This is a genomic window from Proteobacteria bacterium CG1_02_64_396 (genome assembly GCA_001872725.1).
Classification (GTDB): Bacteria; Pseudomonadota; MNWR01; order CG1-02-64-396; family CG1-02-64-396; genus CG1-02-64-396.
In genome coordinates this window covers 15,717-30,061 of record MNWR01000109.1, presented here as the reverse complement: position 1 = coordinate 30,061, position 14,345 = coordinate 15,717, and the positions used below count along the sequence as shown (strand labels likewise).

Here is a 14,345-nt window from a genome sequence, read left to right as displayed (position 1 = left end):
ATTCTCATCAGCATGGACGGACGGGGCCGGGCGCTGGACAACGTCTTCATCGAACGTTTGTGGCGCACGGTGAAGTACGAAGAGATCTACCTGTACGACCATGCCGATGGGGTGGCGCTGCACCAGGGGCTCGACCGCTACTTCCGGTTTTACAACACCGAGCGCCCCCACAGTGCCCTCGGCGGCAAGACCCCAGAACAGGTCCATCAAACCCACGGCGGAACCACCCACCGCCACTAACCGTTTACAAATTTTCGCCCCCAAACTGTCCAAGGAGTGGGGTCCACCCCACCCTTCGATGAACAAATTCTGGGTGGTGTCGAAATCGACGCTTTCCTCCCGGCAGGGGCGCAGGGTTTTGGCGATGGGGGCGTTGGCGGTGAGCAGCGCCTGCCGTTTGCCGGGCCAGTCCAGGTGGTAACGCTCCTGCGGCCCCTCCACCACATGGTCCGAAAGCTCCTGGCGCAGCAGGTCGAAGTCGATGGCATATCGCAAGGATGAAGAACGCGGGCTGACCCCCGCCTCTTTTTCATCCTTCATCCTTCCACCTTCATCCTTCACCCCATCGCCTTCATCCTTTATTTCCGTCACGCAATTGGGAAACAAATCCATAATCTTGCGGATGTTGGCCTGGGTCAGATCGGGGGAGTGCATTTTGAGTTTATCCATTACAACCTCTGCTTAAAAAAAGGATGAAGTGGGAAGGATGAAGGATGAAAAAAACCCACCCCCATTCATCTCAATCGTCACCGCACCATGCATTTTTTCACCATTCACCATTCACCATTCCGCCTTCATCCTTAGTTTTCGGCAATGTGCCGAATGCCTCTGTCATCAAGCAACAATTGCATCTGGTGAATTGCCGTTTGGTTCAAGGTCTTCAACCGTTCAAATTGCGGCACACCCTGATGAATGAAGTGGGCATTGAGGGTTTCAAGATTGGCCAGACACACCAGTTGAGAGACATTGGCTTCATCGCGAATATTGCCCTGGACACCGGGGTTTTCTTCGCGCCATTGTTTTGCGGTTTTGCCGAACAGGGCCATGTTCAGCAGGTCCGCTTCGCTGGCGTAAACGTGGTTGATCTGCTGGGGGGTCAGCTCGGGTGGGATCAGCCTGGTCTTAATGGCATCGGTGTGGATGCGGTAGTTGATTTTCGTAAGGTTGCGACGGATGTCCCAACCCAGTTGCTGAAGCTCCTGATCTTTCAGGCGTTGGAATTCCTTGATCAGGTAAATCTTGAATTCGGCGCTGATCCACATGCCGAATTCGAAGGCGATGTCTTTGTGCGCGTAGGTTCCGCCGTAACGGCCTGCCTTGGCGACCAAACCGACGGCGTTGGTTTGAGCGACCCACTCCTTGACGCTGAGCCTGTAGCTGTTGAGCCCCGCCTGGCTTCTAATTGTGGCGAATCCGCCATAATTAAAATCCGGGTTATGCACCTGCTCCCAAATCCCCAGGAACTCCACGGTGTTGCGGTTGCGCAGCCAATCGGCAATGAAGAAGTCGCCCTCCTTGGCGCGGAGCATGTCGGTCAGGGAGATGAAGTCCATGTTCCCCTGCGAGAACACGGAAATTTCGGTGCCTTTAACCTCAATTTTGGGCATGGCCACCCCCAGCTAAGCTGCCGTCCATGTTGGTGATCCCACAAAAATGATCGTCTGGGGTGCGACCCGTTGTTTCGCACGACGCCATGGCACGTTTCATGGCCGTCTGGAGGGCGTAGCCCAGCTGCCCCACCGGGTTGCGGGCAAACCAGAACGCCCTGTTTGTGCCGGGTACGCGCTGGCTGAGCGCGTCGAAACGGTTCTTCATTTGCTTAATCGCATCCGGTTTCATCGGATTAATCCTTCCAGTTCCTGTTTCTGGTCGCGTATCTGGGCGTGCAGTTCTACCTTGCGGTTGAATTGTTTCTCCCGACGCAGGCGGGACTCAAGCTGGGCCAATGCCCGCTCTTTAGACTGAATCGTCTCCATCCGCGCCACATGTTGAGGCAGTGACTCCCCCGGCCATACCGGATGGGGCATCAGGGGGGCAAGCAGCTGGGCATAGAGCCCCTCCAAATCGAGCGCCATCGGCAAGGGGCGGCGAGGCGTGTCGGGGGGGATCCAATCGGTGGCGAAATAGGCGCTCACCACCGGTTGAGCCGTGGACGATAGGCCGGGCCGTTTGTAGGCGGCCACGATTTTAAGACCCAACGGGGATTGCAGCTCGAACAAAATGGGAGACTGGATTGCCCGGTCGAGGGTACGCAGCACCTCGTCGTGAACCTCCACCTCCTTGAGCGCGACCGCGAAGACTTGAATCTCGGCCACGACCGGAGTAGCGGGGAGTTTGATCGTCTCGGGGGCCAGCTTGTGAAGCCAGACGATTTGTTCGATTTGGTCGACGAACCGCTGCCGCACCGACTTGGTGGGGGCGGCGCGTTGGTAGATTTTGTTTTTGGGAAGTACCTTGCCGAAATGGGTTTGCGGGGGGAAGGCGAAGGGGGGGAAAGGATGAAGGATGAAGGCGGAAGGATGAAGGATGAAGGATGAAGGCGGAAGGATGAATCGGTCTTGAGGCGATCATCGGTTGTCATGCCCACGACCTCCTCGTTTCTTTGAGTTTTTGACGCACGTTGTCAGGATCGCCGTCGACTGGTTGGTTTCGTCCAATAAATCGGCAAGTTTGGCCAGCGGCACGATTCCCGATTCGACCAGCAACTCCATCCAATATCCGCTTTCTTCAAGCTCCTGAAGCCCCCCCTCGATTTTGCTGGCAAATTCGGCCTGGGAGCGGGCACGTATTCCTTCCCGATAATGGGCGCCCACCGAAAGCCCCGAGCGTAGCAATTGTTTGCCGATGACCTGGGCCTCAACCGTCTTCGGCAACGCCGAATAAAGGCGAATCACCCGCAGCGCAAAACCCTTGGTCCGCTGTTTCAAGTCCACCAATTCGCTTCACCCCTTTCATCCTTCATCCTTCCGCCTTCATCCTTTTCTTCCGCCTTCATCCTTGAATCACCAAAAAGGCGATCAACTCGAAATCGTCCAATCCGCTAATGGAATCGACCAACGCCGTCGTCTTCCCCCCACCGAACAAGCTGTCGAGATCCTGCTCCTCCTTGCTTTCGATCATCGAGCCGATGGCGGCGTCGAGCAGCGCCGAATACAACTCCATGCGCCGTCCATCGTGGGTGGCCCGATTGAACAGGCGGCAAACCTCGGGAAGCGGCTGATTTTTCCCCCGGCAATTGGCCCGTACCCAATCGAGCAATTTCTTGGGCTCGGTCGGGTCGATCACCACCTGCCCATCGTGATCCACATACACAAGGTAATAGGGATGCAGTCGGTTGTGCTGGCGCAGGTTCAATCCATGGTTGCGGTTGCGCAGACAGAAGATGACGCCGGGAACCAGCCCCCGCTCGGGATCGGCGGGCACCACGGCATGCAACCCATTGGGAAGTTTGCTCAGATCGTCGCGGGTTTTGAGGTAGTTGAGCAGATCCATGCGGAAATCGTTGAGCCCCATATCGGTGATCGACACGCCGGTCTTCATCTCCTCCAGCTCGATCACCTCCTCTTGCAACCGTCGCAGTTGCTCCTTGCGATAGGCCACGTCGTTGGCCTGCGCACTTAGGACGTTGTCGTCCCCGGTGGCGGTGACGTCGACGATGGTCATCCGGTTTTCGACCCGCTCCTTGAGGTTGATGTATTCGTCCAGGGTGATGTCGGGCCAGTAATTGACCAACTGGATGCTCCGATTGGGCGAGCCGATGCGGTCGACCCGGCCAAAGCGCTGGATGATGCGCACCGGGTTCCAATGGATGTCGTAGTTGATCAGGTAGTCGCAGTCCTGAAGATTTTGCCCCTCCGAAATGCAATCGGTGGCAATCAGCAAATCGATCTCGGCGGGTTCATCGGGGAGCACCACCGCTTTGTCCTTGGCGCGGGGCGAGAAAAGGGTGAGCAGTTCTTGGAAATCGTACCCCCCCTTGAGGGTCGATTTGGGGGCGTCCTTGCCAGTGACCTTGGCGGCATGAAGGGCATGATCCCGATTCAGTTCGGGTGCCAATTGGTTGTAGAGGTAGTCGGCGGTATCGGCATAGGCCGAAAAGATCAAGATCTTGCGATTGCCCGGATTGATGGGATTTTCGAGTTTGCCCAGGATGTGGGCCTTGAGGTGTTGCAGCTTGGCATCCTCCTCGGGGGTGACTTTGCTCATCGAGGTCAACAGATCGTCGATGAGCGCCAAATCGGCCTTGAGGTCGTGCTCCCAACGGGGTAGATCCATGTCCCCCAGGTCGATTTTGATCTTTCCCCCGATGACGTCTTCCCCCAGATCCGGCCACTCGTCGTCGTCGGCATCGAGGTTTTCCAGGACCTCGGTCCAATCCGAAATGCTGCTTTCGCTCCCCTTGGCTAAGTAAGCCGCAATGCGGTCCAAAGTTTTGGTGTGGTTGTCATGCAGGCTCTTCAAGGTCAACCGGAAGGCGTGAACCGAGCTTTCCAGCCGTTTGAGCAGGTTGGTGGTCATCAGCGCTTGCAGGCTGCGCTCGCGATCCACCTGTCTGAAGGTCACCCGGCCGTCGCCGATGGCGGTGTCGTACAGAGCGGCGTATTTCGCCACACGGCTGGACAGGAGGTACCCAACCGGGGCGTATACGGCAAGGTTGAGCTGGGAGAGGTGGGCGAAAATATCGTTGAAACCCAGCACGTCGGGGCGCTGGGTCAGAGGGCAGTGGTAGGAAAGCGGTTTGCGCCGCTCGGGAAAGGTGCCGATGTCGCGGGTGTCGTAGAAGGTTTGGATGTGTTTGCGCGAGCGGGCGATGGTGACCGAATCGAGCAACTCGAAAAAATCGAAATCGAGGGCATCGAGAATGGCCCGGGCGGTCCGTTCCTCGGGCGGCAACTTGGACCACTGGTTAAAGGCGGCCTGGGCGTTGCGGAAGATCTCTTCGATCGATTGCCCGGAGCGTAGCTTGTCGGAAAGGTTTTCAGATTCTCCCTCATAAGCCAGGGCAAGCTGGTTGCGCAAATCGGTGAATCGGTTGTTCACGGGGGTGGCCGAAAGCATCAGCACCTTGGTTTTTACCCCAGCCCGAATGACCTGATTCATCAGCTTCTGGTAGCGGGTCTCCTTGTCCTTGAAGACCTCGTTGTTTCGGAAGTTGTGCGACTCGTCGATCACCACCAGATCGTAATTGCCCCAGTTGACCCGGTTGAGCGGCGTTCCAAAGGACTCGCCGCCGGTTCGGCTCAGGTCGGTATGACAGAGCACGTCATAGTTGAAGCGGTCCTTGGCGAAGATATTGGTCTTGAGGTTGCGATTGTAGTTGAGCCAGTTGTCGGCCAGTTTCTTGGGGCAAAGCACCAAAACCGAGCGATTACGCAGTTCGTAGTACTTGACGACCGCCAAGGCAGTGAAGGTTTTTCCGAGTCCGACACTGTCGGCCAGGATGCAGCCGTTGTAGGTCTCCAGTTTGTTGATCAAACCAACGGCGGCGTCCCGCTGAAAGTTGAAGAGCTTTTGCCAGATTAGGGTGTTCTGGTACCCGGTGCGGTCGTTGGGAAGAAGGTCTTCGTCCAGGTCCTCCAAAAACTCGTTGAAGATGTTGTAGAGGATCCAGAAGTAAATCCGCTCGGGGGCGTTTTCTTGAAAGACCGCGTCGATGTGGTCGCAGATTGCCTGCGTGACATCCTGGACCTTGTTGGGGTCTCGCCAGATCTGATCGAACAGCTGCAAGTAGGTGGTTGTGAATTGGGGCTCATCCAGGCGGTGGACAAGGTTCGAGACGGCATCGCCTTGTTGGTAACCGAGGTCCACGGCGGTGAAGCCATGAAGCGTGGAGTAAACCGTTTCCTCATCAGGCCCTTGAATGCACGCGATTTGCTGCATTGCCGCCTTGGTTTTGTTGGACTTGAAGATGGCTTTACGGCGGATCCAATCGGCGCATTCCCTGGCGATAGCCCGTTGGGTCAGCTTGTTGCGTAGCTGGATCTCGAATTCCGACCCGTACACATTGCGCTCGTGGCCCAGCTTCGGGATGAAAAACTCCCGGCGCTCCCTGCGCACCTTGTCGGTGACCTCTTCGGGCACGAAGGTCGGCGTCGTAAAGACGAACTCCAAAGACTCGACCTGTTCCAGCTCTTTTTTGAGCGCCTCGTAGGCATAGATAGAAAAGCAGGATGCCGCGATCTTTAGCCGCGATTTCGGTTTGATCGATGCCTTGAGATCGTCGCCCAGCAGCGTATTGATGTTGTCGATGATTTTCATGATCGGCTCAATTCTTCCCCCGTACGATGAACATGTCCGGTCCCGGGCAGGTTGCCGCTCACGTCAGGCTCTCTAGATACGGGCGCATGACGTTGGCGACCCGGCAGACGGCGGCAAAGCGCCACAGCTCGTCCATCGTCGTCCGCCGCTCCCGCCACGCCTCGCGCAGCGCCTCGATGGCGACATCAAGGCCGATTTTGCTGCGAAACTTGAAGCAGTCGGCCACGGTTTTCGCCACCCCGGTGATGTGCACCGGCACCCCGTCGACGATGTGCTCCTCGATCCCTTCATGCAGCGCCTGCCCCGAAAACCGCACCACCCGCAGCGGCGTCCCCCCCCCGCGCGGGGTCCGCGCCTTGTTGGGGATCGCCAGCCAAACCTCGAAGGGGGCCTGGGTGGTCAGATTGTGGAAGCGCAGCGCCGAAAGCAGGCAGATCACCCCCTGGGGATGGCGGCGGGCGACCTCGGACAGGGTGGCGAATTCGGAAACCGGATGGTCGGGCAGGGCATACAGCCCCCGACCCCGGCGCACAAGATCGCCGCGCGAGACCATGCGAGTGAGCAACACGCGCGGCAGCCCAAGGGGCTCCAGGTCGCGGGGGCGGATCAAACCCTGGCGGCGGGCAAGATCGAGAATGGCGTCGTAGGAGGTGTCCATGGCAGGCATGGTTTCAGAATGAAGGTAGATGTCAATATATACCTACATATGGAAACAACCATGTTGCTGCTCTTGCGGGTGACTTGATCGAGTTAGGGGGTCGTCAGCACCGTTGTCGGTGCAAACCGTTGATCGTCGAACGTCGCCTCGGTGCAGTCGTCGTCCCATTGTGGCTGCTTCAAGAAATAGGCGTAGTCGGTTTCAAAAACGATATTTCCCAACCTTCGTTCTTGTGGCACTTTGCCGTTGTCGGCGTCGGCGATCATGGCCGAGAAGATCAATGGGTGTTGTTCGGTGTGGCCCCAATAGGCGACCTTGGCACCGCAGAAGGAGGGGTTGGAGAAGTAGCTCAATTGGGGGAGTTTGAGCTGAACAGGCTTTTGGTCTTGGCCGGGGCGGAACATGTGCCAGGAGCCTATGCCTCCAGGGCGTCGTTCTGGGTTGATCGAAGTTGGGTGGCTTGGGCGGTCTTCACGACATTTCAAGAAATAGAGCCTTCCCAAGCTTTGCACCTTGTCCCCAACCCATCCCCAAATGCGTCCGTCGATGCTCAAGGGACGACAGGTGATTTCAGCAACCTCGTTTTCGAAGACGACGGTTTGATCGCCCAGGCTGTAGGAGGCCCCGTTCGCACCGAGGGGAAGCACGAGTCCCAGTCCCAGTCCCAGCGCGAACCACATAACCATGGATTTCATGTTCATCCAGCTTCCTTGTCTTCGGGATCCAGCGGGGTCGCGTTTAGAGCCGTCGTTGCCAAATTGCAGGATCCCGGTGGCCATGGAAGACCGCCAGAACGATTAATCGTCTCTCTTCGAGGCGGTAGAAAATGGCGTAGGGAAAGTGGCGGACAACGGCGCGCCGAACTTCGCGATGTACCACGGGGGATTGCTTGGGGTGGCGGGCCAGGGTGTCGATGCATCGCTCGACCTCGGCAATGAACCGGTTGCCGAGTCCGGGGCGTTGGGCTTCGTAACGGGCAGTCGCCTCTTAAAATTCCGCCGTGGCGGCCCGCCGAAAAACGATCGATACGGTCATTGCCGCAAGCGCGCCAGGGCTCCCGCCTTAACCTCTTCCCACGGGACGACATCGTCGGGATGGTCGAGGTGGTCGTTCAAACGGCGATCCAACTCCTGTTGTTGCGCCTCCGTCAAAGGGATCTCCGTGGGATCGATGGTATCCCAGATGGCCTCGACCAATTCGAGACGTTCGTCGACGCTCAGTTGGCTGACTTGATTCAGCAGTTGTCGATTCATGGTTGGAACCCCGTGCGTGAAGGATCAGGGGGGGGCGCTGTCGTTTGATTCTGCCTTGTCGAAGACCGGAGAGGTACCGGTTTCAGCAGTCCCATCATCCGATACGGGTACTTCCTGTGAAACCTGGATTGAGCCGGTTTGGACGAAAACTCGGTAACCCTCGTCGTACTGGTCGTCGAATGCGGGATCGCTGCTACGTCGGTTGGCGACGTAGGTTTTCAGATCGCCCATGCTTCACTCCCCCGCCGCCAAGATCCGTACCCCATAAATCCCCATCTGCCCGTCGGCGGTCACCAGCGTCAATCCCTCGCTTTGCGCCTGGGCGATCAACATGCGGTCGAAGGGGTCGCGGTGGTGGTGGGGGAGTAGGCTGGCCGCTTCGGCGTGGTGCAAGGTGACGGGAAGGGGAATGAAACGCTCCTCCTCGACGATGCGATCCATCCCCTGAGGGGCATCGAGTTTGCCCAGCGCCCGCTTGATGCCGATCTCCCATATCGAGGCGGCGCTCACGTAAACCCGGTTGCGACCGTCGGCGATGGCTTCACGGGTTTGAGTCCCCAGGGCGGGATCGTCGGCCAGCCACCAAAGCAGGGTGTGGGCGTCGAGCAGCAGCCGTTGCATCGTCATTCCCCCTCGAAGGTCCGTATGACCTCCTCGGGGGTGGCGTCGAAATCGTCGGCCAGTTTGATTTGCCCCTTGAAGCGCCCCGGTTTGCGGCTCTCCCCCTCTTGGGCGACCGGCACCAAGCGCACCAACGGTTTGCCGGCCTTGGCGATCACCACCTCCTGACCGGCCAGCGCCTGCTCGACCAGACTGGAGAGGTGGGTTTTGGCTTCGTGCATGTTGACGGTGCTCATGGAGCCTCCGCATCGAAGTTGGCTAAGTGGACTAACCTGGGATGAGACGACGATTGGGGTGGTTCCGCAAGGGGATGACCTTGCGCTGCCCGCTCACCACAGCGCCAACACCTCCTTGGCCGCCTGCTCCCCCGACAGCATCGCCCCGGTGAAGCCACCTCCCATCGCCCCGAAGGCCGAGGCGAGGTAGAGGCCGGGGATGGGGGTCGCCGCCTTGGGGGGGCGGAACTCGCCGGGGGAGGGGTTGAAGCCGTAGACGGCGCCGCCGGGGGTGTTCAGATACTTGGCCATGGTCCGGGCGGTGGCGAACTCCTGAAACACGATGGCCGAGCCGATGCCGGGAAAACACCCCTCCAATCGTTCGAGCAGCTGCGCCTGCCACGCCGACTTGCGGGCCCGGTAGTCCTCCTCGCTTAAATCCTCCCAATTTTCGAGCCGGTCGACCCCCGTCAACGTCCCCAACATGCGCCCCTCACGGTTGAGTCCCGTGTCGCCCAGGCGGCTGTAATCGAGAAACGTGAACGCCAGTTGTTGCCCGCTGTGACGGGTCGGCGGTTCGCCCAGCAACGCCGCTTGCGATGCCCAATCGCGGGGGGATTGGAACGACTCGGGGAGCACGAAGGTGGCGTAGTGCGCAACCCCGAAGTCGGCGGGGGGGCGGTCGAAGCCGAGGTAAAGCGCCCAGAGCGAAATCGAAGGGGCGCGCCCTTGGAAGGCGCCGCGCAGCTTGGACGCCTGCGGTTCGGGGAGCAGATCGGCGAGCACCTGCGGGGCGGCGTTGCCCAGCACCACCGGGGCGGTGTCGGTTTGGGGATCCTCCCCGGTTGGCGGCGGAGGCGGTCCCTCGCGGGTGAGCAGCGGGGCATGTTCGTGCGCCACACCGGCGATCCTCCCCTGATCGATCAGCAGTCGGGTCGCCTGCCGCCGGGTGCGCACCTGCCCCCCGTTGTCGACGACGATGGCGGCCAGGGTATCGCTGAGCCGCTGCGATCCCCCCTTGAGGTAGTGCCCCCCGCCGCGATGGAAGGAGCCCTGGGCGGCGGCATAGAAGGGGAGCGCCATCTTGCGGGGGTCGTCGGCGTAGTAGAGGAGGTTGGCGGCCAGGATGCGGGGGAGCCTCGGATCGTCGCCGAAGCAGTCGCGCAGCAGGCCGTCGAGCGATTGACGCACGTTGGGGATCAGGGCGACCAGCGCCCTGGGCAGATCGCGAAACCACCAGCCCGCCGGGCGGTATTCGGCGGTGAGGGTTTTCATCGCCCCCTGGATGGTGCGCAGGGTGTCGAAGTAGCGGTGGATCCCCACCGCCTGATCGGGGAATTGGGCGCTCAGGGCCTGGATGGCGGGTTCAAACCCTTCGGGCATCACGACCGGCGGATGGTCGCCATGGCGCACCTCGTAAAGCACCCCCTCCGAGATCGGCTCGATCCACCGTTCCAGGTCGAGTTTGCGCCACAGCCGCAGCTTGAAGTCCTCGGCGTCGAGCCCGTCGAGTTCGTGCAGCCCCACCTCGATGTCGAGGTGCTTGCGCCGGTAAACGGTCGCCGCCCCACCGACCTTGTCGTGCCGCTCCAGCACCAGCACCCGCATTCCCTCGATGGCGCACAGCGCCCCCGCGGTCAGTCCGCCCAGCCCCCCGCCGACGACGATGGCATCCCAATGGTGTTCGCTCATGGTCTCCTCCGTTGTTGGAGGCATGGTGGGGGAGGTGGGGTTGGGGGGCTAGGGGGAGGCGACGAATGGGCGATGTAGAAGGAGGAACAGGAGATCCCCCCGGTTCAAAGGATCATTCATGGGTAGAACTCACATCGCATACCCACTGATTTCAAGCCAGTTTTTCTCATCGGCCACTTGCGTCTTATGCCGATGGAGGGCGCCGACACTTGCCCATAGATTTAATTCTTCGGAAGCCCAAAGCGTTTCACCGGTGTTGGAGCCGATTGCCAGTGACATCGAGTACCAACGGGCCGCCCCATCAAAATCGCCCTGTATACGGCGATGCATCGCGATGTGGTAGGCGATCTCGCAACGTTTCTTGGCGGTGTCGGCTCCAGCCAACAGGGTGGTTTCGTCTATGCCCTGAACGCCCAACAAAAATTGCCCAATGCGATGGTAGTACGCATCGCTATGGGGGGGCTGAGCATAGTGATCCTCGAAAAGTTGTTTCATGGTCTTCGGCTGTCGGTCCGAAGCGAGCCAGGAGGAGAGCCCCATCTGCCAAAGCCAATCGGTGTTTTGGGGCATGGCCTCAGTCAGCGGTTGAAACAGATCGAGAATCGCAGCATACGAGTGATCACGGTACAGAATCAGCAAAGCCGTAGAGCGTAATTCCGGTGTGGGTAGATCAATGAGCAATTGCTTCATGCCTGCTTGATGCCCCTGGATGTGGGCTGTCACCCGATAACGGGCGGTGGCTTTGTAGCAGAGCTCCCACTCCCCGTTGGTGGTGGCGGCATCCAGCAACAGAAGGGCACGTTCGAAATGGCCCGAACGACTCAAGTGACGAGCAAGTTCGGCAACTTCCCAGAATCCGGCCCCCTGTTTTTGCAATGCGTCGACAGCGGCAATGAGTTGATCAATAGAGAGGGTTTTAACGGCCTCGACAAAGTCGTCCCGATACCAGGAGGACTCAGCGCCGCCTGCTTTTCGTCCTATGGCAATGCTGGCTGCAGCATCGTCCCAACGCCCCTGCTGCCAATAGATTTTGGCGGTTTCAGAACAGACGTAGTCCCGGCCTTGATACCGCTCGTTGACGCGGTCGAGGTAGATCTGAGCCTGCTCGGGTTGTCCGACGGCGTGAAAGACCTCGGCGGCGGCAAGCAGGGCGTCGGCCTTCCAACTTTCAGCCGCCTCGGTTGCCAGCGTGATGGCTTGTTCGTGGTGGCCCAATTCGGAATGAAGGAGCGCCAGGGTGAGTTTGATCGATACCGATGAGAGATCGCCGGTATCGAACTGGCCCAACCAAACGGTCAGGGGTTCGATGGCCTCCTCCGGTCGGTGGAGTTTGAGTGCCAAGTCACCCAGAGCGCGCATGGGGATGTATTCCTGGGGAGCCACCCGGTTCATGGTGAGGTAGATCGGAATCGCCTTGGCCTGATCTTGTGGGGCAACGCGTGAGGTGTAGTACTCGGCTGCGAAGCGAAGCATCGTCAAGTGGTTGGGGAATTGCTCCATCCCTTTTTGAATGGGGGTGTCATCCCCTTCGAGTTTGGCTAGGTCTTCGTATCGAGACATCCGGTAGGGATCTTTGGAGAGCAACAGTTGGTATGTCGCATGGGCCTCCACACGATTATTGAGGCCCCACAGAAGAGAGCCTCGGACATCGAGCTGGTCTGGGCGGCTATCGAGTCTCGGTAGTACAAGCGGCAACAAGCGGTCGCCATCGGCATACCCAAATTCGCGCAGATATTGGGTGGCCATCCATTCGGGTGTCGCAGGGTCGGCAAGCGCATCAAGCCGTTCTTGTTTGGCCTGTTCCCGCTCCCCCTGTTCTTTGGCGATGTCGATGCGCCATTTTCTGACCAAGGGATGGGTGTTATCCCGTTTGGCGATCTGGGCGACAAAGGTCCGACTTTGTTCGAGGTGGTACCAGCGGTGGTACAGCAGGTTGAAACGTAGTTGGAGCGCCCCCTGATACAGGGTGCGAAACAACTGACGAATGGTTGCTTCGTCGAGGATCGGCCCCCCTGTTTTGCCTTCGAGCGGATGCCATTGCGTTGCCAGTTCGTCGAATCGGCTTAGGGATATGTCGCTATTGCTCTCAAAGCCATTAAAGCCTTGTATTTGGTCCTTCCATTGTTCGGTGGGGGGGGCAAATGGGGATACAGCCCGTTCCATGGTGTTGAGCAAAATCCAGGGATACAGAGAGGTCAGGACCCTGGCCTCTCCAAGGTCTCCGGTTTGGATTAAAGCGATGAGGGAAAGCAGCCGATTGGGAGAGTGCTCAATGAAGAGATATCGGGAAGCGGATTCGGCAAATTGGAATTGATTGAGCGAGCGGGCAAGACGAACGGCTAGGTAGATTCCGATCAGTGGTTCATCCGAGGCGCTGGCCAACTGTCCCATCATATCGAGATCTTGTCGCAGATAGGCGTTGAGTACGGCAGTGAGGTAGTAATGGTGAGGTTGTTGGGGATCAAGGCCGGCCATAACCTCGTTGGCATGCCGGGTGTAGCCTGCAACGAAAGCAACTAGCGCTTCGGTCTCCCGGTACTGCTCCGCTCCGGCCATGCCTTGAGCCAGGGCGAGAAGAGCCATGGCCCGGGAGATGAACACCTCGCTTCCCTTCATGGGGTCGGGTTCGATCACCATGGCCAACAAGGCGTAGCCTCGCGCCGCCCCATCGAGCAGGTCGGGACGTGGCCCTAATTTGGCGATCTCTTCTGAGATCAGGCGTAACCCCTCCAAGATGTAGGGTGGATCTGCCTTTTCCATCGCACTCATCGCCTGATCGAGTATCGCAGTCGACTCGGCGTCGGCAGAGGTTTCGGTGAGCGGCCAATCGAGCCATTGGGGGGCTCGACGGAGTGTTTGCAGCATTTCAGCGAAGGAATAGGGGGCCGAAAGGGTAAGGGTTTCCACGACTTGGTCTTCCTGATTGACCAAGAGTGTGGTGGTGTCCCCTAGCGTTTGGGGTTGTGCCACGGTGCGCTGACGGTGGCCTTCCTGCGGACTCAGTTTTGGAAGGTTGTCGGCCAACCACTGTGCGGCTTCAGAAAAACGGCGGTCGGCGGGGAGTGCGAAGGGGGCCAGATAGGCCTCTTCCATATGCGAAGGGTCAACCGTCAAAATGCGCGATTGCTGCGGTAAACTGCTTTGTGGTTGGGCTGGTTCGGCATGATTGACGGTCCTGGTTGCTGCTGAGGCCGTGCGCGAAACGGTCGATGGCGGATCCAAAGTCAGCAGGATGAGCCAATCGGGGGGGGCATACCAGGTCATCCAACCGATGACCCCGGCACATGACGCTGCGAGACCTGCTGCCCAGGGACGCCAACGGTTGCGTCGGGTGGGGGGGGCGTTGAGTTCTTCCTCAAGCGTTTCGGGATGTAGTTCAGGCGGAGGGGCGAGTGGTTCGAATACGGCAAAGGCCCCTGCGTGGAGGAGGGCGGCAACCAAACGTTTACCTTGGGTCGAGTCGATTTTCGACGTCAGAACAACGGGGGGAGACGCAATTTTGGCGGCCAGTTGTTCCGGTGTCGTCCCTTTGGTGATTTGCCCAAGAAGGGCCAAGACCTTTTGCTGTGATTCTGCAGTCGGCAATATTTGCAGTACGACACGGCCTAGGGTGTGTGACTCTTGATCCATGTTCCTCTCCCTCTCTGG

The 14,345-nt window shown here is 59.0% G+C and carries 13 protein-coding genes and 1 pseudogene; all 14 read right to left on the bottom strand.

The features are described 5' to 3' along the window. The 14 genes and pseudogenes from AUJ55_13400 to AUJ55_13335 all read right to left on the bottom strand — a co-directional run bounded on the left by AUJ55_13400 (position 1) and on the right by AUJ55_13335 (position 14,252). Positions 1 to 669, bottom strand: a pseudogene (locus tag AUJ55_13400) (hypothetical protein). A gap of 131 nt (positions 670 to 800) precedes the next feature. Continuing rightward, positions 801 to 1,607: a DNA-binding protein gene (locus AUJ55_13395; GenBank protein OIO53664.1), complete on the bottom strand. Its 807-nt coding sequence runs from the start codon at positions 1,605 to 1,607 to the stop codon at positions 801 to 803. Further along, positions 1,594 to 1,839, bottom strand: a complete 246-nt coding sequence (locus AUJ55_13390) for a hypothetical protein (GenBank protein ID OIO53663.1) — start codon at positions 1,837 to 1,839, stop codon at positions 1,594 to 1,596. The genes AUJ55_13395 and AUJ55_13390 overlap by 14 nt, the downstream gene beginning before the upstream one ends. After that, the gene (locus AUJ55_13385; GenBank protein ID OIO53662.1) at positions 1,836 to 2,507 is read right to left on the bottom strand and encodes a hypothetical protein; all 672 of its coding nucleotides are present in this window, start codon (positions 2,505 to 2,507) and stop codon (positions 1,836 to 1,838) included. The genes AUJ55_13390 and AUJ55_13385 overlap by 4 nt, the downstream gene beginning before the upstream one ends. A gap of 60 nt (positions 2,508 to 2,567) precedes the next feature. Continuing rightward, positions 2,568 to 2,936 (bottom strand): four helix bundle protein, encoded by a 369-nt coding sequence (locus tag AUJ55_13380; protein OIO53661.1) that lies wholly within the window; start codon positions 2,934 to 2,936, stop codon positions 2,568 to 2,570. 55 nt (positions 2,937 to 2,991) lie between these two features. After that, complete coding sequence (locus AUJ55_13375; protein ID OIO53660.1) at positions 2,992 to 6,258, bottom strand: helicase; 3,267 nt, start codon at positions 6,256 to 6,258, stop codon at positions 2,992 to 2,994. A gap of 58 nt (positions 6,259 to 6,316) precedes the next feature. Further along, entirely contained in the window at positions 6,317 to 6,916 is a 600-nt protein-coding gene (locus AUJ55_13370) for a transcriptional regulator (protein OIO53659.1), read from the bottom strand. Between the two features lie 92 nt (positions 6,917 to 7,008). Further along, entirely contained in the window at positions 7,009 to 7,617 is a 609-nt protein-coding gene (locus tag AUJ55_13365) for a hypothetical protein (GenBank protein OIO53658.1), read from the bottom strand. A 330-nt stretch (positions 7,618 to 7,947) separates the two neighbouring features. Beyond that, entirely contained in the window at positions 7,948 to 8,169 is a 222-nt protein-coding gene (locus AUJ55_13360; protein OIO53657.1) for an addiction module component, read from the bottom strand. 24 nt (positions 8,170 to 8,193) lie between these two features. Next, a complete protein-coding gene (locus tag AUJ55_13355; protein OIO53656.1) occupies positions 8,194 to 8,400 on the bottom strand; it encodes a hypothetical protein in 207 nt (68 codons plus the stop codon). A 3-nt stretch (positions 8,401 to 8,403) separates the two neighbouring features. Further along, a complete protein-coding gene (locus tag AUJ55_13350; protein OIO53655.1) occupies positions 8,404 to 8,790 on the bottom strand; it encodes a twitching motility protein PilT in 387 nt (128 codons plus the stop codon). A gap of 2 nt (positions 8,791 to 8,792) precedes the next feature. Then, entirely contained in the window at positions 8,793 to 9,026 is a 234-nt protein-coding gene (locus AUJ55_13345; protein OIO53654.1) for a hypothetical protein, read from the bottom strand. Between the two features lie 93 nt (positions 9,027 to 9,119). Continuing rightward, positions 9,120 to 10,697 carry a hypothetical protein gene (locus AUJ55_13340; GenBank protein OIO53653.1) on the bottom strand — a complete coding sequence of 526 codons (1,578 nt, stop codon included), beginning with the start codon at positions 10,695 to 10,697 and terminating at the stop codon, positions 9,120 to 9,122. 129 nt (positions 10,698 to 10,826) lie between these two features. Beyond that, the gene (locus tag AUJ55_13335; GenBank protein ID OIO53652.1) at positions 10,827 to 14,252 is read right to left on the bottom strand and encodes a hypothetical protein; all 3,426 of its coding nucleotides are present in this window, start codon (positions 14,250 to 14,252) and stop codon (positions 10,827 to 10,829) included. Positions 14,253 to 14,345: the final 93 nt, after the last annotated feature.

Excerpts from the sequence above, each read along its gene's own strand:
- AUJ55_13395 (OIO53664.1), bottom strand. The coding sequence starts at position 1,607 with ATGCCCAAAATTGAGGTTAAAGGCACCGAAATTTCCGTGTTCTCGCAG.
- AUJ55_13390 (OIO53663.1), bottom strand. The coding sequence starts at position 1,839 with ATGAAACCGGATGCGATTAAGCAAATGAAGAACCGTTTCGACGCGCTC.
- AUJ55_13375 (OIO53660.1), bottom strand. The coding sequence starts at position 6,258 with ATGAAAATCATCGACAACATCAATACGCTGCTGGGCGACGATCTCAAG.
- AUJ55_13370 (OIO53659.1), bottom strand. The coding sequence starts at position 6,916 with ATGGACACCTCCTACGACGCCATTCTCGATCTTGCCCGCCGCCAGGGT.
- AUJ55_13365 (OIO53658.1), bottom strand. The coding sequence starts at position 7,617 with ATGAACATGAAATCCATGGTTATGTGGTTCGCGCTGGGACTGGGACTG.
- AUJ55_13360 (OIO53657.1), bottom strand. The coding sequence starts at position 8,169 with ATGAATCGACAACTGCTGAATCAAGTCAGCCAACTGAGCGTCGACGAA.
- AUJ55_13355 (OIO53656.1), bottom strand. The coding sequence starts at position 8,400 with ATGGGCGATCTGAAAACCTACGTCGCCAACCGACGTAGCAGCGATCCC.
- AUJ55_13350 (OIO53655.1), bottom strand. The coding sequence starts at position 8,790 with ATGCAACGGCTGCTGCTCGACGCCCACACCCTGCTTTGGTGGCTGGCC.
- AUJ55_13345 (OIO53654.1), bottom strand. The coding sequence starts at position 9,026 with ATGAGCACCGTCAACATGCACGAAGCCAAAACCCACCTCTCCAGTCTG.
- AUJ55_13340 (OIO53653.1), bottom strand. The coding sequence starts at position 10,697 with ATGAGCGAACACCATTGGGATGCCATCGTCGTCGGCGGGGGGCTGGGC.